Source organism: Agreia sp. Leaf210 (genome assembly GCF_001421485.1).
Lineage (GTDB): Bacteria > Actinomycetota > Actinomycetes > Actinomycetales > Microbacteriaceae > Agreia.
Window position 1 is genome coordinate 97,325 of record NZ_LMKK01000001.1, and the last position, 21,938, is coordinate 119,262.

The window sequence follows — 21,938 nt, forward strand, 5'->3', positions numbered from 1 at the left end:
GGACTACTTCTGGAGCGAGGCCTGAAGGTCGATCGTGATGGTGACCTCGTCGCCGACGAGGACTCCGCCGGTCTCGAGGGGAGCGTTCCAGCTGACACCGAAGTCGTTGCGGTTGATCTTGGTCGTCGCGGTCAGTCCGGCCTTGTAGTTGCCGTACAGGTCGTCCTGGAATCCACCGAACTCGAGGTCGAACGTGACCGGCTTGGTCACGCCCTTGATCGTGAGGTCTCCGTCGACGAGGAAGTCGCCACCCTCGTAGCGGATACCCGTCGAGACGAAGGTGAGCTCGGGGTGGGTGGGGGCGTCGAAGAAGTCGTTGGTGCGCAGGTGACCGTCGCGGTTCTCGTCGTTCGTGTTGATCGAGGCGACCTCGGCCTTGGCCGTGACGGTGGAGTCGAGGGGGTTCTCGCCCGTGGTGAAGGTGGCGTCGAACTTCTCGAACTTGCCCTTGACCTTGCTGATGAGCAGGTGGCGAACGCTGAACGAGACCTCGGAGTGCGAAGCGTCGATTGTCCAGGTGCCGGCCTTGTAACCCGGGATGGTGATCGTGTCGGTCATGATTTCTCTTTTCGTCTGAGACAGAAGGGAGTGGGTCAGAACCCACTTCGATACAAATGCATGTACCACGGTGATTATTCCACTTCGGTGAAACGAGATCCTGAATAGCCGGTGAATGTCGTCATGCGGCGACACAGTGGGGCGGCAGTTGAGAGGATTGCAGAATGACGAATGACAACACACGCGTGGATTTCTGGTTCGACCCCTCGTGCCCATGGGCATGGATGACAAGCCGCTGGGTCGACGAGGTCGCCGCCCATCGCGACCTCGACGTGCACTGGCACATCATGAGCCTCGCGATCCTCAACGAGAACAACGACGTGCCCGAGGACTACCGGGCCTTCTTCCCGCGCGCCCTGCGCTACGCCCGCGTCGTCGCGACAGCCGAGGCCCTGCATGGCGAAGAGACTCTCAAGCCGCTGTACGACGCTCTCGGTCGGCGCATCCACCTCGACGAGCGGGCGACCGACGTCGAGGCCGTGGTCGCCGAGTCGCTGGCAGAGGCGGGTCTCGGCGCGTCGATCGCCGATCGCGCTCTTCCGGATGCCGAGGGCCGGTTCGAGTTCGACGCGGAGTTGCGCGCGTCCCACCGCAGCGGCATCGACCTGGTCGGTGCCGATGTCGGAACTCCGATCATCGCGGTGAACGGCGTCGCGTTCTTCGGCCCCGTGATCTCACCCGCGCCGAAGGGCGAGCAGGCGCTCGCACTCTGGGATGGAGTGGTCGCCGCGGCGTCGTACGACGGGTTCTTCGAGCTCAAGCGCAGCCGCACCCGCGACCCGATCTTCTCCTAAAGTCCCGGTAATCCCGGGATTCGAAAACGCTTCGCCTACCCTGGAGATCATGGCTCACTCCGTTCTGAGATTCTTCGGCGTGCTCGCGACGGTCACCGCGCTCGTCGCGGTGCCGTTGACGGGCGCCACCGCCGGCCCCCTGCGCGCCGCCGACTACCCCTCGTGGGACGACGTGCAGGCGGCGAAGCAGAACGAAGCCAGCGCTCAGGCGGAGGCCGACAGGATCACCGGACTACTCGACGAGCTCGAGGCCACGGCCACCACGCTCAGCAACGAGGCGTTGAAGCGCGGCCAGGAGTACCTCGTCGCGACCTACAACCGAGACGCAGCGCAGACCTCGGCCGACGACCTCGAGACCAGGGCCACCCAGGCATCCGCCAAAGCCGACACTGCGAAGCGACAGGTGGGTCAGATCGCCGCGCAGCTCTACAAGTCCGGCGGCGACAACGGCACGGTGAACCTGCTGCTGAACGGCGACAAGTCGAAAGAACTGCTCTACAAGCTCGGCACCATGAGCCAGCTCACATCGCAGACGGTGGGGCTGCGCGACGCCGCAGAGATCGCGGCCAACAACGCGTCGTCACTGAGGCTGCAGGCCGACGCGGCGTTGGCCGAACGCGACCGACTCTCGACCGAGGCGGAGACGGCGCTCGAAGCGGCGGAAGACGCACAGGCCGCCGCCGACGCCCAGGTCGCCGAGGAGAAGGCGCACAGCGCCACCCTCTACCAGCAGCTCGCGACGCTGAAGAACACCACCGCCGCAGCCGAGCAGGGCTACCGGGATGGCCTGGCCAAGGCCGCCGAAGAGGCCGCGCGCAAAGCGGCCGCAGAGGCTGCGGCTGCCGCAGAGGCCGCGGCGAACGACAGCGGCGGCGACGGCAGCGCCTGGGTGCCCGACTCCGGATCGGTCGCGTCACCCGACGAGGCGAAGCAGATCGCCTTCAACATGCTGGGCTCCTACGGTTGGGGCGCCGAGCAGCAGAGCTGTCTCGTTCGCCTCTGGACGGGCGAGTCCGGCTGGCGCGTCAACGCGTACAACCCCGACAGCGGAGCGTACGGGATTCCCCAGTCGCTGCCTGCGAACAAGATGGCCGACGTGGCTCCAGACTGGCCGACCAATGCCGCGACGCAGATCACCTGGGGGCTCAACTACATCAGCGGCAGGTACGGATCGCCGTGCAGCGCGTTGGCGTTCTGGAACGGCAATTCGCCGCACTGGTACTGATCGGTCGGGCCCCGATCAGCGCCCGACGAGGCTCGATCCGGCCGTCGTCAGCAGAATCACGTCGACCACGGCACTGGCCATGATCAGCTGAAACAGCAATCGCGTCGGCGGCCTGGTGAGGGCCAGAATTATCCCCGAGACCGCTATCGTCGCGCCGGCCACGAGCCCGATCACAGAGACGACGATCAGTCCGGGTGACGACGCAGCGATGCCGATCGACGCGACGAGCGATGCGACGGCGAGCGAGGCGAATGCGACGACGGCAGACGGCCGGCGGCCGAGTATGTGAGGCAGACCGCGAACCCCTGTGCGCGCGTCGTCGTCGAGGTCGGGGAGGACGTTGGCGAAATGCGCCCCGAAGCCCAGGAGCGCGCCGACAGCGATCGCCCACCACACCGCAGGCCGAGGATCGGCCGACGACAGCGTCACGAAGAGGGGAAGCGTTCCGAAGGTGATCAGGTAGGGCACGCCCGACGCCGGAGTGCGCTTCAGCCACGCGTTGTAGCTCCACCCCGAGGCGATTCCGACGATGTTCACCAGCGCGGCCAGCGGCCCCAGGAGGAGCGACAACGGCACGGCGACGATCACGGCCGCGATGGCGGCCGTGCGAACCGCCGAGCGGCTGATACGTCCGGATGCGATCGGCTTGTCCGAGCGAGCCACGGCCGAATCGCGATCGGCATCGATCCAGTCGTTGCTCCAGCCGATCGACAGCTGACCGGCGAGCATTGCGGCACCGACGAGAACGACCCGCGCCGGGTCGATACCGACCCCTATCGCGAGGATGACCGTGACCAGGGTGACGGCCACAGCCGGCCCCGGGTGGGACGCGCTGATCATCCCACGGAGCATACGTCGAATTATAGGGACAGACCGCGCGTCAGGATCGGTCGATGCTCGCCAGGAGCGTCGTGAGCGACCCCACGAGCGCGACGCGCTCGTCACCCGATATCCCCGCGAGCAACGCGTCCTCGGCTGCGAGTTGCAGCGGAAATACCTCATCGACGAGGTCACGACCCTCCGCCGTCAACGAGATCAGCGCACCCCGCCCATCGGCCGGATTCACCGATCGATCCACCAGACCGCGCCCCTCGAGTCCTTTGAGTCTCTTCGTGGTCGACGGAGCTGTCGCCAGGGAGATCGTGCGCAGTTCGCTCGGAGATCTCGGGGCGGTGGATCTCCTCAGCACGGCGAGGATGTCGAACTCCCCCCGCGTGAGCCCGTGAGCCGCGAGCACCTCGTCGCTGCGATCCACGATCAACGCGGCGCTGCGCAGCACCCGGCCCACCACTCCGATCGCGGCGAGGTCGAGATCCGGCCTGAGACGACGCCACTCCGACTGGATGGCATCGATCGCATCGCCCGCCGAGCCCGGCTCATCGAGTGCACTGCTCATCGAACCTCCACAAACTAATTTACTAGTAAACTATACCCAATGAGTTCATCCATGCTGCCCCATCCGCGCCATCTCGTGGCGTTCGGCCCGCACGGAGGCGCCCACACCGTTGCCCTACGCGCCGGCATCTCGATGGCCGTGCCTCTGACCGCCCTGTGGCTCAGCGGTCATCTCGATCTCTCGCTCTACGCGGCATTCGGTGCGTTCACAGCGCTCTACGGCCGCAACCACACTCACCTCCCCCGGCTGCGCATGCAGACCCTCGCCGCGGCGATGTTGGTCTCGGCCGTCGTCATCGGAACGACCGTCGGGGTGTTCGAGGCCCGACAGTGGATCGTCGTCCCCGTCGTAGCCATCGTGGCCGCCCTGGTGACGATCGTCTCGAACGCCGCCGACCTGCATCCGCCCGGCGCTCTCTTCGCCACGTTCGCCGTCGCCGCCTGCGCATCCGTGCCGAGCACGCCCGCGTCGATCGGTCTGGCGTTGGTCGTCGCATCCGCCAGCGCCGCTTTGTCGTTGGCCATCGGAGTCATCGGATTCGCGCATCCGGCCGCACGGCTCCGACCACGCTCGACCTTCTCCATCTCGTTCCGCGACGCGATCGCTCGACCCGAGAACGTCTCGACCGTCGCCAGACTGATGACGGGAATCCTCATCGCCGGAATCGTTCCGACCGTCGTGGGCATCGGACATCCGTACTGGGCCATGGTGGCCGTCGTCGCCGCCCTGTCGGGGCCGGATGCGACGGCACGCCTCGTGCGGGCCGGTCACCGGATCCTCGGGACGATCCTCGGTCTCGGCCTCGCGGCGCTGCTCTTCGCCGCCGATCTGCCGGCACCCGCGACCATCGCCGTGGTCGTCGCGTTGCAGATGACCGCCGAGCTCTTCATCGGGCGAAACTACGGACTGACGATGGTCTTCGTCACTCCGCTCGCCCTCTGCATGATCGAGCTCGCCCACGCGGTCGATGGCGGCGCACTGATCGCCGACCGCCTCGTGGAGACGCTCTTCGGTGCGGTCGTCGGCATCGGACTCACGCTCCTGTGGCGCTCCCGATCATCGACGGTCGTCGACCCGTGACGCACGACCTGACTCTGCCGTAGCCGAACCGGCGGCGACACCCGTTTTCTCGTCGGCCTCGAGGCGCTCGGCCTCGTCTCCGCCGATCGCCTCGCCTCGGGCGACGAGCCCGGCCACGTCTGACAGCGGAATCTGCTTGAGGAAGAGGGAGAGCAGGAAGGCGAGCCCGATGAAGGGCAGCAGGTACCAGAACACGGGTGCGAGCGCGTCGGCGTACGCGGTGACGATGCCATCGCGCACGCTGTCGGGAAGCTGCGAGAGCGTCTGCGGGTCGAGCGTCGACGTCGAGGCCGCGGCATCCGACGCACTGGCCCCGGCGTTGGTGAAGACCGTGGTGAGGTTCTCCGAGAGGCGCGTGGTGAAGATGGTGCCGAAGACGGCCACACCGAGAGACGCGCCGACCTCGCGGAAGTAGTTGTTCGTGCTCGTCGCCGTGCCGACCATCGACGGGTTCACCGAGTTCTGCGCCACCAGGACGACGACCTGCATGATGAGACCGAGACCGGCCCCGAAGACGAACAGGAAGACGCAGATGAGCCAGATCGGTGTGTCCGCGGTCAGGGTCGTCATGGCGACCATCGCGGCGGCTGTCAGCAACGTTCCGACGATCGGGAAGAGCTTGTAGCGGCCCGTGCGGGTGATCGCGATTCCCGACACGATCGAGGTGCCGATCAGGCCGGCCATCATGGGCAGCATCAGCAGTCCGGATGCGGCCGCCGAGGTTCCCGACGACATCTGCAGGAAGGTCGGAATGAAGCCGATCGCGGAGAACATGCCGAGGCCCAGGGTGAGCCCGATCAGGGTCGCGTTGACGAAGGTGCGGTTCTTAAACAGTGCGAGCGGGATCACCGGGTCTTTCGCGCGCGCCTCGACGATGACGAACAGGATCGCGGCCACGATCATGCCGGCTCCGAACATCCAGGTCTCGGGTGCAGCCCAGCCGTGATCGGTCTTGTCTCCGCCGAAGTCGGTGAAGAAGATGAGGCAGGTGGTGAAAGCCGAGAGCAGGATCACGCCGAGGATGTCGATCGGCTGTGTGGCCTTCTTGCTCGGCAGCCTGAGCGCGAACCAGGCGATAGCGAACGCGGCGATGCCCACGGGGATGTTGATGTAGAACGCCCACTGCCAGGTGAGGTGATCGACGAAGAAGCCACCCAGCAGCGGGCCACCGACGGCGGAGAGGCCGAAGATCGCGCCGAGGGGGCCGAGGTACTTTCCGCGCTCGGAGGCGGGAACGATGTCGGCGATGATGGCCTGCGAGAGGATCATCAGGCCGCCGCCGCCCAGACCCTGCATGGCGCGGAAGACGATGAGCTGGGTGAAGTCCCCGGCGAAGGCGCAGCCGACCGAGGCCAGTGTGAACAGCGCTATGGCGATCAGGAACAGATTGCGGCGACCGAGAACGTCGCCGAACTTGCCGTAGACGGGCATCACGATGGTGGTGGCGAGCAGATACGCGGTGGTCAACCAGACCTGGTGCTCGACGCCGCCGAGCTGACCGACGATGGTCGGCATCGCCGTCGAGACGATCGTCTGATCGAGGCTCGACAGGAGCATGCCGGCGATGAGAGCGCCGAAGATGATCCAGATGCGTCGCTTGGTGAGGAGCATGGGCCTCTCGGAGGTGGAGGCAGTGGTCACGGGTGGGCCTTTCGAGGAGTGGGTTCGGCCATCACGATGCGTGCGGCCGAGAGAGAGTCGGTGAGAATGGAGGCGAGTTCATCGGGCCCAGCGAGGGTGTGCACGCGTTCGCCCACGCTGCGCAGCAGACCGAACAGGATGTGGACGACGGCCTGCGGGCGGAGATCGTCGGTGGGGACGTTCTCGCGCTGAGCGACGAGAGCGACGACCTGACGCTCGCGCTCCTTGCTCATGCCGATGAAGCGCTGCAGCAGCCGCGGCTCACGTTCAAGGGCGGCGAAGAAGTCGGCGTGCTCGCGGGCCGTACCCTCGAGTGCGCCGAAGTGCTGGATGGCAAGCTCGAGCAGATCGTCGATGACGACAGGCCAGCCGCGCGATCCGCGGGCCAGGAACTCCTCGGCGAAGGTCTGGGACTCGGCTTCGGGATCGGCTCCGATGACCGCGTCTTCCTTCGTTCGGAAGTAGTTGAAGAACGTGCGGCGGGAGACTCCCACCTCGTCACAGAGCTCTTCGATAGTGAAGCCACCCAGCCCATGCTGGGCTGTGAGGCGACGAGAGATCGAGGTGAGACGCGACGCCGTCTGTACACGTCGCACTTCGCGGCGATCGACTGTTGCACTCTCATTCACAGAGTGCAGTCTTGCACTTTTACTTGAAGAGTGCAATCGGCCCGAATCACGGCAATTAACGCAGAAGACCCCGGCCTCGAGGCCGGGGTCTTTCTCACGGGGTGGAGCTGAGGGGATTCGAACCCCTGACCCCCTGCATGCCATGCAGGTGCGCTACCAACTGCGCCACAGCCCCGTTCATGTTCCCTCCCTGCGCTTTCGCACCGGGCCGAAACAACTTGCCTAGCTTACAACACGGATCGGCCTGAAGAAAAATCGAGAGGCGATCCGACTGTCGTCAGCGTCAGGCGCTGGCCTCGCTCGAGGCGAGCTCGATCGGAACGACCGGGCAGTCCTTCCAGAGACGCTCGAGCGAGTAGTACATGCGGTCTTCCTCGTGGAAGACGTGCACGACGATATCGCCGAAGTCGAGGAGGGCCCAGCGGCCCTCGGAGAGTCCTTCGCGACGCAGGATCTTGACATCCTGCTCGGCGAAGCGGTCAATGATCTCCTCGCCGATGGCGACGACGTTGCGCTCATTGCGGCCGGAGGCGAGGAGGAAGATGTCGGCAAGAGGAAGCGGACCGGACACGTCGAGGGCGACGAGATCGGAGGCCTGCTTCGAATCGGCGGCAGAGGCCGCGATCTGGGTGAGCTCGATGGAGCGTGCTGAAGCTGTCAATTGAATTTAGAAGATCCTGAAGACGAAGGCGGCGAGCAGAAGGCCCACGACGCCGATCGCGAGTACACCCGCGGTGATCGCGAGGACGACAGGCACGTTGACCCTGCCCCGCTTGGGAGGAGCGACGAGAGCGTTGTTCGACGCCCCCGTGCTGACGGCACGACTGGCGCTGACAGGCGCGACGTCGTCGCCGCTCTGCTCGGTCTCACCGATGTCGAGGAGAGCATCGAGATCTTTCGACTCGATGCCCGCAGCGGGAGCGCCGCTGGCGCCCATGCTCGACGGCAGGTCGATAGATCCGGTGATGATGACCTCACCGGTCTCGTCGAGAGCCGTACCCATGTCCATACTGCTCGGAACGGCGGGAAGAACGAGAGCGCTGGTCTGCGACGAGTTGGTCGATCCGACGGTGCGCGATGAGATCAGGTCGTCGAACGAGGCGTCGGCGTCGTCGATCTTGGCCGGAGCCTGCTCGTCGGGGACAACGGTCGGCGGCTGGAAGATCGGTGCGAGGATCGGACCGCTCGAGAGCGACTCGACGGTGATCTCCGTGACGGAGTCTCCGTCGTCGGGGTCGTCGTCGATCGGCACGTCGTCCGATCGCGAGGCATCCGATCGCGACGCGTCCGTTCGCGGTTCGTCGATTCGCGGTTCGTCGATGACGAGTTCTTCGACGATGGGCTCCGACTCGGTGGCCTCGGGGGCGAAGCTCGAGATCGGGTCGGATGCGCTGCGTGCGCCGACGGGAGGCGGCATCTGCTGAGGCGTCTCACGTTCGAACGTGGGGATCGCCTGAGTCGGTTCTTCGACGACGACGGCGTCTTCGACGACCTCTGTGGCGTCGGATGCCTGGGTCGGCTCGGTTTCGGAGGCCTCTGCCTGCTCGGACGGAGTCTCGGATGCCTGCTCGGGAGCAACGGGGGCTTCGGTGTCGGCGTCGGCCTCGGCAGCGCGTCGCGCTGCCTCTTCGTGCACCTTGGCGGCGTCCTGCCGGTCTTTCTTGGGCATGGTGCGCTCGAGTTCGCGCAGCTGGCGCCGTGTCAGCGGCTGCTCGTCGGGAGACAACGTCATTCAAAACTCCGATATAGATGGTGCTTGGTGATGTACTGTACGACACCGTCGGGTACCAAGTACCACACCGGAAAACCCCGGCCCACCCGGCCGCGTATGTCAGTGGACGATATCGCTAGAGCCGGAACTTCCAAATAGCTTACGTCTTCATGCGGCAAAGCGGAAATGGACAGCGGATGCCCGGGCCGGGAGACGGCCACGAAGTGGGCGAGCGACCACAGTTCATCGGCGTTCTTCCAGCCCAGAATCTGGGCGATGGCGTCCGCTCCCGAGATGAAGAACAGGTCTGCGTCGGGCCGTTGTTCGTGCAGATCGCGCAGGGTGTCGATCGTGTAGGTGTCGCCGACCCGATCGATGTCGACGCGGCTCACCGTGAAGCGAGGGTTCGACGCGGTGGCGATCACTGTCATGAGATAACGGTGCTCGGCCGGGGTGACGACCTTCTTCTGCCACGGCTGTCCGGTCGGCACAAAGACGACCTCGTCGAGGTCGAACGACTGCGCCACTTCGCTGGCGGCCACGAGGTGCCCGTGGTGAATGGGGTCGAAAGTGCCACCCATCACACCGATCCGGGCACGCCGCCCGCTCGCGGAGGTCACGTTCTTCGAAACCTAGTGGTCGGCGCCGGTGCGGTCTGCGTGTCCGTGAGGATCGTGGCTGCTCGCGTAGGCGGCAGACTTGCGCGGGTGGCGGTTGGCGACATCGCGGTAGCTCCACATCACGGCGGCCAGTGCGATGAAGATCACGAAGGCGATGAGTCCGAAGACGATGGCCGGGAACGGCAATTCGACGTGGGCCTCAGCTTCGGCCAACAGGCTGGTCACAACTGACATGGTTCTCTTTCGTCGTCGGCGGCGCGCAGAAAATAACGCGGTCGATCAAGGATACCGCTATGCGCGCACCTGACCTGTTCCCCGCACCAGCCACTTCGTGCTCGTGAGCTCGGGAAGACCCATCGGACCACGCGCGTGCAGCTTCTGGGTGGAGATGCCGACCTCCGCCCCGAAGCCGAACTCGCCGCCGTCGGTGAAGCGGGTCGAGGCGTTCACCATGACGGCGGCAGAGTCGACCTCGCGCAGAAAGCGCTCGGCGTTCGACAGGTCGTTGGTGATGATCGATTCGGTGTGGTGCGTGGAGTAGTGGCGGATGTGATCCATCGCCTCGTCGAGATCGGCGACGACCCGCACGGCGAGGTCGAGCGTCATGTACTCGGTCGCCCAGTCGTCGTCGGTCGCCTCGATCGCATCGGGGAACAGGGCGAGCGTGCGGGCATCACCGTGAATCGTGACGCCGGATGCCCGGAGCGCACCGAGCACGCCGGGAAGCAGTCGTTCCGCTGCGCTCTCGTGCACCAGGAGCGTCTCGAGCGCATTGCACACGCTCGGCCGCTGCACCTTGGAGTTGTGCACGATGGCGGTGGCCATATCGGGGTCTGCGCTGGCGTCGAGGAAGATGTGCACGACTCCGGCACCGGTTTCGATGACCGGCACCGTCGACTCGCTGACGACGGTGTTGATGAGGGCAGCGCTGCCGCGGGGAATCAGCACGTCGACGTATCCCCGGGCCGTCATCAGAGCGGTCGCGCCGTCTCGCCCGAATTCGTCGATCGTCTGCGCGGCCTCTCGCGGCAGGCCGACTGACTCGAGCGCGCTCTGGAGGAGATCGACCAGCACCCGGTTCGTGTTCTCGGCGGCCGAGCCGCCCCGCAGGACCACCGCGTTGCCACTCTTGATGGCCAGCGCGGCGATGTCGATCGTGACGTTCGGGCGCGCCTCGTAGATGGCGCCTACGACACCGAACGGAACGCGCACCTGCTCGATGCGCACGCCGTTGGGTAGCGAGCGTCCGCGCACGGTCTCCCCCACCGGATCGACCAGCGCGACCAGGTCGAGGGTCGCCGCCGCCAGTGCCTCGATACGATCGGCGTTCAGAGTGAGCCGATCCAGCAGCCCGGCGGCGAGTCCGTTCTCACGGCCGTTGGCCAGGTCGAGATCGTTGGCCTCGCTGATGCGCGAGGCGTTCGCCCTCAGCTGCTCCGCGATGGCCGTGAGGGCACCGTTCTTCACCATCGTCGTGGCCTGCGCGAGACTGCGCGCAGACGTGCGCGCGGCATCCAGTTTCTCGGTGAACGTCGTGGAGGCCAGGGTCGAAAGGGACATGGCGCTCAGTTTACGACGATGGGGCCGCGTCGAACCAGGTTCCGACGGGCTCGCCGGCCAGGGCCTGGGCGGCCTGCGGCGTCGACGTCAGAATGACCGCGGTGCCGTTGCTCGCCGCGTACCGCGCGGCCGAGACCTTGGTGGTCGCACCGCCCGTACCGAGCCCCGTTCCCACGTCTCCGACGACGACACCGTCGAGCTCGTCGCCGTAGGGCACGTGCGAGATCAGGATGGCGCCGGGTTCGAGAGGCGGCCGGGTATAGAGAGCGTCGACGTCGGAGAGCAACACCAGCAGGTCGGCCCGCACCAGCTCGGCCACGAGCGAGGCCAGGCGGTCGTTGTCGCCGAAGCGGATCTCGTGCGTGGCCACCGTGTCGTTCTCGTTCACGATGGGCAGGATGCGTAGACCGAGCAGCCGCTCCATCGCGCGCTGAGCGTTCGAACGGGGCGTGGGGTTCTCGAGGTCTCCGGCTGTGAGCAGCACCTGACCGGCCACGATGTCGAAGCGGTCGAGGCTGTCTTGATAGCGGTAGATGAGCACGTTCTGCCCCACCGCCGCCGCCGCCTGCTGGGTGGCCAGATCGGTGGGGCGAGAATCGAGCTGCAGATACGGCATGCCCGTCGCGATGGCTCCCGATGAGACGAGCATGATCTCGACTCCGCGACCATGCGCCGTGGCCAGCGCGTCGACGAGCGGCGCGATCTGGCCGGCGTTGTCACCGGAGATCGACGATGAGCCGACCTTCACGACGATGCGCCTCGCGCGCTCGATGTCGCTGCGGTCGGCCAGCCGGACGCGGGTCACTCCTCGTCCGTGCTGTCTTCGCGCCAGAGCCCCGCCTCTTTCTCGCGTACGAGTTCTGCGCGGGCCTCGGCCTTGGCGTCCATGCGCTCGAAGTACTCCTCGCGGCGCTGGTTGCTCGTGCGTCGTCCGTCTTTGAGCAGTCGAGGATCGAGGCCACGCGGAGCGGTGACGAGCTCGGCCGTCGACGTCATCGTGGGCTCCCAATCGAACACCACACCGTTGTCGAGGCCGATGATGACCGTCGAACCCGCTTGGGCGCCCTTCTTGAAGAGCTGGTCTTCGACGCCCAGCTTCGCCAGACGGTCGGCGAGGAAGCCGATGGCCTCTTCGTTCGTGAAGTCGGTCTGCTGCACCCAGCGCTCGGGCTTCGTTCCGAGAACGCGGTAGATGTTTCCGCCCGATCCTCCCTCGACGCGCACGGTGAAGCCGGCCTCGTCGACGGCGCGGGGGCGCATGACGAGCCGAGGCTTCGGCGGCGCGTCGACGAGCGCCTGTCGGCCTTCCTCGACGAGTTGCGCGAGAGCGAACGACAGTGGCTTCAGACCCTCGTGGCTCACGGTCGAGATCTCGAACACGCGGTATCCCCGCGCCTCGAGTTCTGCGGTGACGAAGTCGGCGAGCTCGCGCCCTTCCGGCACGTCGATCTTGTTCAGGGCGACGAGCTGCGGCCGCTCGATGAGCGGGATCTGACCCTCGGGAACCGGGTAGGCGGCCAGCTCGGCGAGAATGATGTCGAGGTCCGAGATCGGATCGCGGCCCGGTTCGAGGGTGGCGCAGTCGAGCACGTGCAGCAGCGCGGTGCACCGCTCGACGTGACGAAGGAACTCGAGGCCCAGCCCCTTGCCCTCGCTCGCGCCCTCGATGAGGCCGGGAACGTCGGCGATGGTGTAGCGGGTCTCCCCCGCCTGGACGACGCCCAGGTTGGGGTGGAGTGTGGTGAACGGGTAGTCGGCGATCTTCGGCTTCGCGGCAGACAGTGCGGCGACGAGACTCGACTTGCCCGCGGAGGGGTAGCCCACGAGAGCAACGTCGGCGACGACCTTCAGTTCGAGCCGAATGTCGCCCTCGAAGCCGAGCGTGCCGAGCAGGGCGAACCCCGGAGCCTTTCGCTTCGTGTTCGACAGCGCGGCGTTTCCGAGCCCGCCCTGTCCGGCCTCGGCGACGACGACGCGCATTCCTGCGTCGGTCATGTCGGCGAGCTCGGTGCCGTCGGCGTCTTTCACCAATGTTCCGATGGGCACGCTGAGCACGAGCTCGTCTGCATTCGTGCCGCTGCGGTGGTCGCCCATGCCCGGGCCGCCGTTGTCACTGCGACGATGCGGTGAACGGTGGAATCCGAGCAGGGTCGTGACGCCGGGGTCGGCCACGAGCACGATGTCGCCACCGTTGCCGCCGGTTCCGCCGTCCGGGCCCGCGAGGGGCTTGAATTTCTCTCGCTTCACCGACACGCAGCCGTTGCCGCCATTGCCTGCGCGGAGGTGGAGTGTCACATGGTCAACAAACGTCGCCATCTGCTCTCCTTACGTTGGTGTTTCTGTGAAAAACGAAGAATGGCAGGAACGGGCCGAAGCCCGCCCCTGCCATCTGTGCCTGCGAGGTGGTGCTACTCGCCTGCCACGATGTTGATGACCTTGCGGCCACCCTTGTGTCCGAACTCGACCGAACCGGCAGCCAGTGCGAACAGCGTGTCGTCGCCGCCACGGCCGACGTTCACGCCGGGGTGGAAGTGGGTGCCGCGCTGGCGGACGATGATCTCGCCCGCTCCGACGACCTGGCCACCGAAGCGCTTGACGCCCAGACGCTGTGCGTTGGAGTCACGACCGTTGCGAGTGGAACTCGCGCCCTTTTTATGTGCCATTAGCTCTTCCTGCCCTACTTGATTCCGGTGACCTTGACGCGGGTCAGGTCTTGACGGTGACCCTGGCGCTTCTTGTACCCGGTCTTGTTCTTGAACTTCTGGATGACGATCTTCGGGCCACGGAGGTCTTCGAGGACCTCGGCGGTGACGGTGACCTTGGCGAGCGATGCGGCGTCGAAGGTGATCTTGTCACCGTCGACGAGCAGCACGGCGGCCAACTCGATGTTGCCGTCTTTGTCGGCCTTGATGCGGTCGAGGGTGACGATCGTGCCGACCTCTACCTTTTCTTGCCGACCACCGGCGCGCACAACTGCGTAAACCACTTCAGTACCTATTCTCTAGAGAGCGAATGCCCACAAAACTCGATTGACACGCGGGCTGAGCCAAGCGCGCGCCAACGGACAACTTTACGTCAAGCTCGCGCTCCGGTCAAACCCGGAGCACGTTGATGAGCGCCTTCCCCCGAGGGTTCGGTCGAGGTCTTTGCGCTCTCGACAGCATAACAGCCTCCACCGCCGGCTACGGCCAGGTGACGCGAAGGCCCGACAGCGTGCGCACGACGGCCCCGGTCGAGCGGTCGACGAGAGAGGTCACGATCTCGGCCCCCGGGCGCGGTTCCACGGCGATTGCAAGGTACTGCGTGTTGGGCGACTGGACGACGGAGACGATTCGGGCATCCCCTGAGGCCGTGTCGAAAACCATCGTGGCACCGCTGCTGTCGCTGCGGACGACGATCTGCCTCGTCGTGCCGTCATCGGCGGTCGCGGACGCCATGGAGACGGTCGTCGAACCGTCGGGCCCTAGGAGGGGAAGGCCCAGGGCGCTCGCACCCTCCGGAAGGATCGGGGCGAGCGGCGACACCTGACCGGACAGCAGGTCGAGCGTATGGAACACCCCCTGCCCACCGATCACCGACTGCTTTCCCGCCGGTGCGACCTCTCCGAGGCTGTCGTAATCCCCGATCACGGCTCCCTGCTGCAGAGCGGAGTCGTAGATCGACATCACCCCGCCGGCGGTCGTCTCGATCAGGGTGCTGTCGGGGATGAAGCGCCACTGGTCGACACGCAACGCCTCGCCGATCACGGTGCCGGGCAGGGTGAACGACGCGTGCTTGGCGAGCAGGTCGAACACCAGCAGGGTGTTCGAGTAGCCGGCGGCCGGGTCGACGCTGGTGAAGCGGAACCCGAGCATCGCCTGCTTCACCGACGAGCCGAGCTGCGTGATCGTGCCGCGGGTCGGCAGGGGAAGGGTCTCGACGGCCGTCTGTCCGGGTGCCACCAGCATCAGCTGCGACAGGCCATCGGCGGTCTCGGTCGCGATCGCGAGGCTCGACCCCACCACCGCGAAGTCCTGGATGCGCGGGGCCGCGTAGACGACGTCTCTCGCCGTTCCCGAGACGGTGGTCCGCACGATCGCGTCGTCGGCGCCACCCGCCGCATCCGGGGCGCCTTTCTGCAGATAGTAGATCGGCGGGGATCCCGTCGTGAAGGAGTAGTCGAACGTCGACGCCGCCTCTTGGAACGGGCTCGTGACGCCCGAGACGGATACCACGTAGTCGGTGCCGTAGAGCAGACGCTGGTCGAAGGTGATCGAGAGCGTGCTTCCGTCGGTGGCGACCGTCAGCGGAATGCTCGGTGTGACGCTGACCTGCTCTGCGGCGATCTCCGCGAGCGGTTCGTTCGAGTGCATCAAGAGCCGCTGCTGGGCCAATTGCACCACGCTGTCGGTGTCGATGTCGGAGCGCACGAGCCTCGGGCCCTGTCCCAGAGTCAGAACGGCGAGCCCGGTGCAGAGCACGACCAGCACGGTGATCATGGCCGCGAGGGTACGACCGAACGATCCGCGACGCACGGGTGCGGAGGCGCTCGACTCAGTAGACATAGGGATCACTCGGCTCGTCGACCGGGCTGACCTGCTGAGGCAGGATGACCATCGGCTGACGGCTCTTGACGCTCGGGTTCAGATCGAAGGCACCCGTCACCTCGACCCAGTCGTCGAGGGTCAACGACGACTTCCAGTCGGGCTGGTACACCGGCACACCCACGGGCTGGGCGTCGGCCGCGCAGCAGGTCACGAAGAAGCGCGTGATGAAGAAGACGTTGTCGGGGTCGTCGGGGTCGGCGCTGATGAAGCCCGTGAGCGTGGCCGGTTTGCCGGCGATGCCCTGCAGATCCGTGCTCTGGCGCAGAGCAGTCGCCCACTCCTTGACGCCGTAGTCGGCCGTGTCGCCCGCGGCCTGCTGCGCGCCCGAACCCACCACCGTGCCGCTGTTCACGCTGCGCTGGTCGGCGGTGGCCGAGGTGAGCGTCGCGGGTGGCAGCACGATCAGCGCCCCGATGCCGAAGACGCTCGCGACGACCACCGCGACCGACAGGCCGCGCCGCCACGCGCGACGCGCACGCCCGCCGTCGGTCGCGTCGTCGGCGGGCACCCGCACGACGAAGCTCGCGACGACCAGCACGATGCCGCAGGCCGCAGCGATGACGGTGAACGCGAAGTAGCGAGGGTGCACGTAGAGACCGAGGTCGCCGTTCAGCCACAGCCAGACCGTGGCCACGCAGGCCACCAGGGTCAGGACGACGCCGATCCACCGTTGTCTCAGGTTGTCAAACAACAACGTTCACCGCCAACCCCAGCGCCGCGGCCATCAGCCCGACGAGCACGGACACCTGCACGAGGGTCTTCGTCGTGAAGGTCGTTCGCATCAGCGCCAGCATCTTCACGTCGATCATGGGGCCGAAGGTCAGGAACGACACGATCGCTCCGGTGCTGAAGATGCCCCCGAACGACAGGATGAAGAACGCGTCGACGTTGGAACAGACCGACACGACGAACGCCAGGGCCATCAGCGCCAGCACCGACCAGACCGGGTTGCTGCCGAGCGCGACGAGCACGTCGCGCGGCACGATGGTCTGGATGCCGCCGGCCACGAGCGAGCCGATGATCAGCGCGGGCATGATCCCCGTGGTCTCCCGCACGAACATCGCCAGGCTGCGCACGAGTCGTGACCCGGACTCGTCATGCGCGATCGCGCACTCCCGCACGAACCCCGGCGTCAGCAGGGCGTCCGGATCGGAGTGCTTCGAGTAGAGCCACCCGATCGTGTTCGCGATGACGAATCCCCCCACGAGTCGCGCGACGAGGATGATCGGGTCTCCCCCGAACGCCTGCTGCGTGGTGATGATGGTGATCGGGTTGAGGATCGGTGCCGCGAGCAGAAAGGTCAGCGACTCGGGCACCGTGAAGCCACGGATGATGAGCCCGCGCGCCAGCGGTACGTTGCCGCACTCGCATACCGGGAGGAGCATGCCGATGAGCGAGATGCAGGCTCTGCGGGCCAGTGGGTTCTTGGGCAGGATACGGTCGAAGAATCCCGCGGGGAGCCAGACCTGCACGATCACCGCGAGCACGATGCCCAGCAGCACGAACGGCAGCGACTCGACGATGACGCTGATCGAGAGCGTGATGAAGTCCTGCATGCGGTTGGGCAGGCTCCACCCGAGGCCCGGGATCAGCGCGCGCACGGCGAACAACAGAACGACGATGCCGAGGCCCACGCCGACGCGCACCAGCAGCTGACGACCCGTCACCGACGCCGAATGGGTGTGACCCTCGTGCTCGTCGTGGGCAGCCTCGTCTGCGTGAGGATCGAGGGTGGACCGGGTGGAAGACATCGGGCACCAGAGTACAAGCCACCCGGAGGGCGGACGCTGAGAAGCGCCGCGCGGCCGTACACTCGGGAAGATCATGACCGTGCTCATCGACTGGCCCATCTGGCCCGCTCACGGCACCGTATGGGGCCACCTCGTCAGCGACTCGTCGCTCGACGAGCTTCACGAGTTCGCCCGCAGGGCCGGTCTGCCCGCGCGCAGCTTCGATCTCGATCACTACGACGTGCCCATCGCCCGCCACGACGAACTGGTCGCGGCGGGGGCGCTGCCCGTGAACTACCGCGATCTCGTGCGCAGGCTCGAGCGGAGCGGCTTACGCGTCAAAGGCCGCGACCGCCCCGGTGCGGGGCGATAGCGGCCTCTGATAGCGCTGAGGTCTGGCTGCTACTGCTGCTGTTCCTCGGGTGTTGGAGCCGAGAGCGCTGCAGTGCTCACCCGACGGCTGCGCGAACGACCCTGACCGGGCTGCTTGGGTTCCGGCAGGGCGCCGAGTACCGAATCGAGCAGTACTTCGGCGTCTCTGTTCGAGATGCGACGCTGGGCGGCCGGCGCCTTCGCGACGGGGATATCGAGGATCTCGATGGCCGGAAGCCCAGCGATGGCCGGAAGCCCAGCGACGGCCGGAGCCTCGGAGACCTCTGACGCCGCGGGAGCCTGCGCGGTCTCGGGCTGCGCCTCGACGGCCTCGATCTCGACCTGGGGCTTCGACTGGCGCGCGCGCCGGTTGCCCTTGCGACGCGACGAGGTCGGCGCGTCAGAGCCGGCCGCATCCGGAGTCGTCTGGACGCTCTCGGACACCGTGGCGACCTCGGCCGCAGCCTCGACGGGAGCCGTCGACGCCGCCTTGGCCGCCTCGGACTGCTCCTGGGTGATGATGTTCACCGCACCCGTGTGGGTGGAGATGGTCGACGCCGCGATCTTGGCGAGTGCGTTCTTCGCGTCGTCGGTGATGCCGTGCGGCTTGGTGGCGGGAGCGCTGTGCGACGACGAGCCGTTCGACGAACCATTGCCGTTTGCAGACGACCCGCCTGAACCGTTGCCATTTCCGTTGCCGTTGCCGCCGTTGCCGCGACCCGATCGACGACGCTCCTGCTGCGGCGCGCCTGACGATGCGGGAGCGCCGCCTGCTCCACGATGCTTCACGACCGGGTCGTGGTGCACGATGACGCCGCGGCCCGCGCAGACCTCGCAGGCCTCGCTGAACGATTCGAGGAGGCCGAGGCCCAGCTTCTTGCGGGTCATCTGCACGAGACCGAGCGAGGTGACCTCGGCCACCTGGTGCTTGGTGCGGTCGCGGCTCAGGCACTCGACCATGCGGCGCAGAACCAGGTCGCGGTTCGACTCGAGGACCATGTCGATGAAGTCGACGACGATGATGCCGCCGATGTCGCGCAGACGCAGCTGACGCACGATCTCTTCGGCGGCCTCGAGGTTGTTCTTGGTGACGGTCTCCTCGAGGTTTCCGCCGGAGCCCACGAACTTGCCGGTGTTGACGTCGACGACGGTCATGGCTTCGGTCCGGTCGATCACGAGGGACCCGCCCGATGGCAGCCACACCTTGCGGTCGAGCGCCTTCTCGATCTGCTCCGAGATACGGAACTCGTCGAAAGCATCCCTATCGCCCTCGTAGCGCTCGACCCGATCGAGAAGATCGGGAGCGACCTGGCCCAGGTAGGTCTCGATCGTCGCGCGGGCATCGTCGCCCGAGATGATCAGACGCTGGAAGTCTTCGTTGAAGACGTCGCGCACGATCTTGATCAGCAGATCGGGTTCGGAGTGCAACAGGGCCGGAGACTGCTGCTTCTGCACCGCGGTCGAGATCTCGGACCACTGCTTGGTGAGACGACTCACGTCGAGGGTCAACTGCTCTTCGGTCGCGCCCTCGGAGGCGGTGCGTACGATCACGCCGACGTTCTCGGGCAGCACCTCTTTGAGGATCTTCTTGAGTCGCGAGCGCTCGACATCCGGGAGCTTGCGCGAGATGCCGTTCATCGACCCGTTGGGCACGTACACGAGGTAGCGACCCGGGAGCGAGATCTGGCTGGTCAGGCGAGCACCCTTGTGACCGACGGGATCTTTGGTGACCTGCACCAGGACGGTTGCACCCGGCTTGAGGGCGAGTTCGATCTTGCGCGCCTGATTGCCGCCGTTGGGGTTCTCTGCCGCTGCGGCGTCCCAGTCGACCTCACCCGAATAGAGAACAGCGTTGCGGCCGCGCCCGATGTCGACGAACGCCGCCTCCATGCTGGGCAGGACGTTCTGCACCTTGCCGAGATAGACGTTGCCGATGAGCGAGGCATCCTGTGCCTTGGCGACATAGTGCTCGACCAGCACACCGTCTTCGAGCACGCCGATCTGGATCTTGTTGTCTTTGGCACGCACGACCATGACCCGGTCGACCGACTCGCGGCGGGCCAGGAACTCGGCCTCGGTCACGACCGGACGACGGCGACCGGCATCGCGACCATCGCGACGACGCTGCTTCTTGGCCTCGAGGCGGGTGGACCCCTTGATGCGCTGGGGCTCCGTGATGAGTTCCGGCTCGGGACGAGGCGTGCGCACCTTGACGACCGTGTTGGCCGGATCGTTGTCTCCCGGCCTGTTGTCCTCACCCGAACGGCGACGCGAACGGCGCCGGACCGAGGTGTCAGGGCGATCGTCGTCGTCGCTATCGTCGTCGTCGCGCGGGGGCAACGGCTGGATGTCGGGCGCCTGGAAGATCAGCGACGTGGTCGGCCGCACCACGGGCGCCTGGACGGGCGCTGCCGTCTGCGCGGCGGGCTCGAGAGGAGCCAGTCCCGGGTGCTCCTCGTCAAAGCCCTTGGAGGCCTCGGCCGGCGCCTGGGGCGCCTGCTTCGGCTCCTCTGGCAGCGCGGCGGGCGCAACGGGAGCGTCGAGCGCGGGTGCGTCGGCAGACTTCTTCGCCGACTTGCGACCCCCGAAGAGGCGTTTGCGCGGTGCTGATTCTGTGTTCGATGAACCGTGGTTGTTGTTGTCTTCCACCATTTCTGGTGCACTCCTTGCCGACCCGGTGGCCGCGCCACCCGTCGGTACTCTCCAGAGCGAGCTCGTCGCCTGAGCGACGCCCTCGCCAATCCTTTACACGGGCAGCCGGCGACATAGGCTCTGGCTGCCTTTACGTGTACTTCTTTTGTGACTGTACATCTGTGTTCGGAAGAGGCGGGCGACCGATGAGGTTGCGCCTGCTTTCGTTCCGACAAGCCTTCTTTGGCGTCTTCCCGGACGCGGCCAGGAGGACTGACGCCAATTATCGCATGCATTCTCAGAATGCGTATTTTGCCCTGTGCGATAATCCGAACGTGGTGGATACGACGATCAAGACGAGACGGCCCTTCATATTCGCGATCTTCCTGATCGTGGCCGGAGTCATCGGATGGATCGCCGCCTTCGATCTGACTCTCGAGAAGATCGAGACTCTCGTCGATCCCTCCCACACTCCGAGCTGCGACATCTCGCCGCTCGTGCAGTGCGGAGCGAACATGTCGAGCGCTCAAGGGTCGGTATTCGGCTTCCCCAATCCCATCATCGGAGTCGCGGCGTTCATGGCCCCGATCTTTGTGGGCTTCGCGATTCTGGCCGGCGCGCGATTCGCGGCGTGGTTCTGGATCGCCTTCAACACAGGTCTCCTGGCGGGCATCGTCTTCGTCGCCTGGCTCATCTCTCAGAGCATCTTCGTTCTGGGAACTCTCTGCCCGTACTGCATGGTGGTGTGGAGCGTGATGATCCCGATGTTCTTCTACGTGACGGTCTTCAATCTGAAAGAGGGCCACTTCGGCAACTCGGGCGCGTCGCGACGCATCTTCGCTCGTGTGTACCCGTTTACCTGGATCCTCGTGCTTCTCGGTTACCTCGCGATCGTCGTGATGGCGCAGCTCAGGCTCGACGCCATCACGACGATCATTCTGTACAGCTGATCTAGCCGAACCAGATGGCGAGTTCGCGCTGTGCGGACTCGGGAGAGTCGCTTCCGTGCACGAGGTTCTGCTGGACCTTCAGACCCCAGTCGCGGCCCAGGTCGCCGCGGATCGTGCCGGGTGCCGCCGTGGTCGGGTCGGTCGTTCCTGCGAGTGAGCGGAAACCCTCGATGACGCGGTTGCCGGCGATGCGGATCGCGACGATCGGACCCGACTCCATGAACTCGAGGAGCGGCTCGTAGAACGGCTTGCCCTCGTGCTCGGCGTAGTGCGCCGCGAGCAGGCTGCGCTCGGGCTCGATGAGCTTGATGTCGACGAGCTGGTAGCCCTTGCCCTCGATGCGGGAGAGGATCTCCCCCGTGAGATTGCGGGCGACGCCGTCGGGCTTGATGAGAACGAGGGATTCTTCGCTCGTGATGGTCACAGGGATGTCCTTCCAGACAATGGGAAAACGT

24 protein-coding genes and 1 tRNA gene are annotated in these 21,938 nt (G+C 66.1%); 5 read left to right on the plus strand and 20 right to left on the minus strand.

Going from position 1 to position 21,938, the window contains the following annotated elements; genetic code table 11:
- Nucleotides 1-3 precede the first annotated feature (3 nt).
- Nucleotides 4-558 carry a YceI family protein gene (locus tag ASE64_RS00465; RefSeq protein WP_055774439.1) on the minus strand — a complete coding sequence of 185 codons (555 nt, stop codon included), beginning with the start codon at nucleotides 556-558 and terminating at the stop codon, nucleotides 4-6.
- A gap of 164 nt (nucleotides 559-722) precedes the next feature.
- Between ASE64_RS00465 and ASE64_RS00470 the strand changes: the two genes are divergently transcribed.
- Nucleotides 723-1,352: a mycothiol-dependent nitroreductase Rv2466c family protein gene (locus ASE64_RS00470; RefSeq protein ID WP_055774441.1), complete on the plus strand. Its 630-nt coding sequence runs from the start codon at nucleotides 723-725 to the stop codon at nucleotides 1,350-1,352.
- 49 nt (nucleotides 1,353-1,401) lie between these two features.
- Nucleotides 1,402-2,577 (plus strand): coiled-coil domain-containing protein, encoded by a 1,176-nt coding sequence (locus tag ASE64_RS00475; RefSeq protein ID WP_055774445.1) that lies wholly within the window; start codon nucleotides 1,402-1,404, stop codon nucleotides 2,575-2,577.
- 15 nt (nucleotides 2,578-2,592) lie between these two features.
- Here ASE64_RS00475 and ASE64_RS00480 read toward each other — a convergent pair whose 3' ends face one another.
- Together ASE64_RS00480 and ASE64_RS00485 are read right to left on the minus strand one after the other, a co-directional pair.
- A complete protein-coding gene (locus ASE64_RS00480) occupies nucleotides 2,593-3,417 on the minus strand; it encodes a UbiA family prenyltransferase (protein ID WP_235480432.1) in 825 nt (274 codons plus the stop codon).
- Between the two features lie 40 nt (nucleotides 3,418-3,457).
- The gene (locus ASE64_RS00485) at nucleotides 3,458-3,973 is read right to left on the minus strand and encodes a MarR family winged helix-turn-helix transcriptional regulator (protein WP_055774449.1); all 516 of its coding nucleotides are present in this window, start codon (nucleotides 3,971-3,973) and stop codon (nucleotides 3,458-3,460) included.
- Nucleotides 3,974-4,012: 39 nt separating this feature from the next.
- Here ASE64_RS00485 and ASE64_RS00490 point away from each other — a divergent pair, with 39 nt between their 5' ends.
- Nucleotides 4,013-5,053 (plus strand): FUSC family protein, encoded by a 1,041-nt coding sequence (locus ASE64_RS00490; protein ID WP_082465810.1) that lies wholly within the window; start codon nucleotides 4,013-4,015, stop codon nucleotides 5,051-5,053.
- Here ASE64_RS00490 and ASE64_RS00495 read toward each other — a convergent pair.
- From ASE64_RS00495 to ASE64_RS00565, 15 genes are all read right to left on the minus strand, one after another.
- Entirely contained in the window at nucleotides 5,030-6,664 is a 1,635-nt protein-coding gene (locus tag ASE64_RS00495; protein WP_055777181.1) for an MDR family MFS transporter, read from the minus strand. The genes ASE64_RS00490 and ASE64_RS00495 overlap by 24 nt on opposite strands.
- Nucleotides 6,665-6,690: 26 nt before the next feature.
- Nucleotides 6,691-7,323: a TetR/AcrR family transcriptional regulator gene (locus ASE64_RS00500; protein WP_162234529.1), complete on the minus strand. Its 633-nt coding sequence runs from the start codon at nucleotides 7,321-7,323 to the stop codon at nucleotides 6,691-6,693.
- A gap of 102 nt (nucleotides 7,324-7,425) precedes the next feature.
- Nucleotides 7,426-7,498: transfer RNA gene (locus ASE64_RS00505), tRNA-Ala, on the minus strand.
- Nucleotides 7,499-7,606: 108 nt separating this feature from the next.
- Nucleotides 7,607-7,984 carry a ribosome silencing factor gene (rsfS, locus tag ASE64_RS00510; RefSeq protein ID WP_055774458.1) on the minus strand — a complete coding sequence of 126 codons (378 nt, stop codon included), beginning with the start codon at nucleotides 7,982-7,984 and terminating at the stop codon, nucleotides 7,607-7,609.
- A gap of 6 nt (nucleotides 7,985-7,990) precedes the next feature.
- Nucleotides 7,991-9,055, minus strand: a complete 1,065-nt coding sequence (locus ASE64_RS00515; RefSeq protein WP_055774461.1) for a hypothetical protein — start codon at nucleotides 9,053-9,055, stop codon at nucleotides 7,991-7,993.
- Nucleotides 9,052-9,654 (minus strand): nicotinate-nucleotide adenylyltransferase, encoded by a 603-nt coding sequence (nadD, locus tag ASE64_RS00520; RefSeq protein ID WP_082465812.1) that lies wholly within the window; start codon nucleotides 9,652-9,654, stop codon nucleotides 9,052-9,054. Before nadD ends, ASE64_RS00515 begins: the two co-directional genes overlap by 4 nt.
- A 12-nt stretch (nucleotides 9,655-9,666) precedes the next feature.
- Nucleotides 9,667-9,888 (minus strand): hypothetical protein, encoded by a 222-nt coding sequence (locus ASE64_RS00525; protein WP_055774464.1) that lies wholly within the window; start codon nucleotides 9,886-9,888, stop codon nucleotides 9,667-9,669.
- Between the two features lie 57 nt (nucleotides 9,889-9,945).
- Nucleotides 9,946-11,214, minus strand: a complete 1,269-nt coding sequence (locus ASE64_RS00530; protein WP_055774466.1) for a glutamate-5-semialdehyde dehydrogenase — start codon at nucleotides 11,212-11,214, stop codon at nucleotides 9,946-9,948.
- 10 nt (nucleotides 11,215-11,224) lie between these two features.
- Entirely contained in the window at nucleotides 11,225-12,004 is a 780-nt protein-coding gene (proB, locus tag ASE64_RS00535) for a glutamate 5-kinase (RefSeq protein ID WP_200920107.1), read from the minus strand.
- Between the two features lie 11 nt (nucleotides 12,005-12,015).
- A complete protein-coding gene (gene obgE, locus ASE64_RS00540; protein ID WP_055774473.1) occupies nucleotides 12,016-13,530 on the minus strand; it encodes a GTPase ObgE in 1,515 nt (504 codons plus the stop codon).
- 92 nt (nucleotides 13,531-13,622) lie between these two features.
- On the minus strand, nucleotides 13,623-13,877 hold the full coding sequence (gene rpmA / locus ASE64_RS00545) for a 50S ribosomal protein L27 (RefSeq protein WP_044442950.1): 255 nt from the start codon (nucleotides 13,875-13,877) through the stop codon (nucleotides 13,623-13,625).
- A 14-nt stretch (nucleotides 13,878-13,891) separates the two neighbouring features.
- Nucleotides 13,892-14,200, minus strand: a complete 309-nt coding sequence (gene rplU / locus ASE64_RS00550) for a 50S ribosomal protein L21 (protein WP_044442947.1) — start codon at nucleotides 14,198-14,200, stop codon at nucleotides 13,892-13,894.
- Nucleotides 14,201-14,396: 196 nt separating this feature from the next.
- Complete coding sequence (locus ASE64_RS00555; protein WP_156351578.1) at nucleotides 14,397-15,758, minus strand: Ig-like domain-containing protein; 1,362 nt, start codon at nucleotides 15,756-15,758, stop codon at nucleotides 14,397-14,399.
- Nucleotides 15,748-16,494, minus strand: a complete 747-nt coding sequence (locus ASE64_RS00560; protein WP_235480435.1) for a TIGR03943 family putative permease subunit — start codon at nucleotides 16,492-16,494, stop codon at nucleotides 15,748-15,750. Before ASE64_RS00560 ends, ASE64_RS00555 begins: the two co-directional genes overlap by 11 nt.
- Nucleotides 16,484-17,551 carry a permease gene (locus tag ASE64_RS00565; RefSeq protein ID WP_156351579.1) on the minus strand — a complete coding sequence of 356 codons (1,068 nt, stop codon included), beginning with the start codon at nucleotides 17,549-17,551 and terminating at the stop codon, nucleotides 16,484-16,486. Before ASE64_RS00565 ends, ASE64_RS00560 begins: the two co-directional genes overlap by 11 nt.
- Before the next feature lie 73 nt (nucleotides 17,552-17,624).
- On the opposite strand from ASE64_RS00565, the gene ASE64_RS00570 reads away from it, so the two are divergent.
- The gene (locus ASE64_RS00570) at nucleotides 17,625-17,903 is read left to right on the plus strand and encodes a DUF4031 domain-containing protein (protein WP_055774481.1); all 279 of its coding nucleotides are present in this window, start codon (nucleotides 17,625-17,627) and stop codon (nucleotides 17,901-17,903) included.
- A 29-nt stretch (nucleotides 17,904-17,932) separates the two neighbouring features.
- Here the strand turns inward: ASE64_RS00570 and ASE64_RS00575 are convergent, their stop codons facing one another.
- Nucleotides 17,933-20,554 carry an Rne/Rng family ribonuclease gene (locus ASE64_RS00575; protein ID WP_055774484.1) on the minus strand — a complete coding sequence of 874 codons (2,622 nt, stop codon included), beginning with the start codon at nucleotides 20,552-20,554 and terminating at the stop codon, nucleotides 17,933-17,935.
- 314 nt (nucleotides 20,555-20,868) lie between these two features.
- Here ASE64_RS00575 and ASE64_RS00580 point away from each other — a divergent pair, with 314 nt between their 5' ends.
- Complete coding sequence (locus ASE64_RS00580; protein WP_326938929.1) at nucleotides 20,869-21,483, plus strand: vitamin K epoxide reductase family protein; 615 nt, start codon at nucleotides 20,869-20,871, stop codon at nucleotides 21,481-21,483.
- A 1-nt stretch (nucleotide 21,484) separates the two neighbouring features.
- Here ASE64_RS00580 and ndk read toward each other — a convergent pair whose 3' ends face one another.
- Nucleotides 21,485-21,901, minus strand: coding sequence for a nucleoside-diphosphate kinase (ndk, locus tag ASE64_RS00585; protein ID WP_055777193.1), 417 nt, complete (start codon nucleotides 21,899-21,901; stop codon nucleotides 21,485-21,487).
- Nucleotides 21,902-21,938 lie beyond the last annotated feature (37 nt).

Excerpts from the sequence above, each read along its gene's own strand:
- ASE64_RS00465 (WP_055774439.1), bottom strand. The coding sequence starts at position 558 with ATGACCGACACGATCACCATCCCGGGTTACAAGGCCGGCACCTGGACA.
- ASE64_RS00470 (WP_055774441.1), top strand. The coding sequence starts at position 723 with ATGACGAATGACAACACACGCGTGGATTTCTGGTTCGACCCCTCGTGC.
- ASE64_RS00475 (WP_055774445.1), top strand. The coding sequence starts at position 1,402 with ATGGCTCACTCCGTTCTGAGATTCTTCGGCGTGCTCGCGACGGTCACC.
- ASE64_RS00480 (WP_235480432.1), bottom strand. The coding sequence starts at position 3,417 with ATGATCAGCGCGTCCCACCCGGGGCCGGCTGTGGCCGTCACCCTGGTC.
- ASE64_RS00485 (WP_055774449.1), bottom strand. The coding sequence starts at position 3,973 with ATGAGCAGTGCACTCGATGAGCCGGGCTCGGCGGGCGATGCGATCGAT.
- ASE64_RS00490 (WP_082465810.1), top strand. The coding sequence starts at position 4,013 with ATGAGTTCATCCATGCTGCCCCATCCGCGCCATCTCGTGGCGTTCGGC.
- ASE64_RS00495 (WP_055777181.1), bottom strand. The coding sequence starts at position 6,664 with ATGCTCCTCACCAAGCGACGCATCTGGATCATCTTCGGCGCTCTCATC.
- ASE64_RS00515 (WP_055774461.1), bottom strand. The coding sequence starts at position 9,055 with ATGACGTTGTCTCCCGACGAGCAGCCGCTGACACGGCGCCAGCTGCGC.
- ASE64_RS00525 (WP_055774464.1), bottom strand. The coding sequence starts at position 9,888 with ATGTCAGTTGTGACCAGCCTGTTGGCCGAAGCTGAGGCCCACGTCGAA.
- ASE64_RS00530 (WP_055774466.1), bottom strand. The coding sequence starts at position 11,214 with ATGTCCCTTTCGACCCTGGCCTCCACGACGTTCACCGAGAAACTGGAT.
- obgE (WP_055774473.1), bottom strand. The coding sequence starts at position 13,530 with ATGGCGACGTTTGTTGACCATGTGACACTCCACCTCCGCGCAGGCAAT.
- rpmA (WP_044442950.1), bottom strand. The coding sequence starts at position 13,877 with ATGGCACATAAAAAGGGCGCGAGTTCCACTCGCAACGGTCGTGACTCC.
- ASE64_RS00555 (WP_156351578.1), bottom strand. The coding sequence starts at position 15,758 with ATGTCTACTGAGTCGAGCGCCTCCGCACCCGTGCGTCGCGGATCGTTC.
- ASE64_RS00565 (WP_156351579.1), bottom strand. The coding sequence starts at position 17,551 with ATGTCTTCCACCCGGTCCACCCTCGATCCTCACGCAGACGAGGCTGCC.
- ASE64_RS00570 (WP_055774481.1), top strand. The coding sequence starts at position 17,625 with ATGACCGTGCTCATCGACTGGCCCATCTGGCCCGCTCACGGCACCGTA.
- ASE64_RS00575 (WP_055774484.1), bottom strand. The coding sequence starts at position 20,554 with ATGGTGGAAGACAACAACAACCACGGTTCATCGAACACAGAATCAGCA.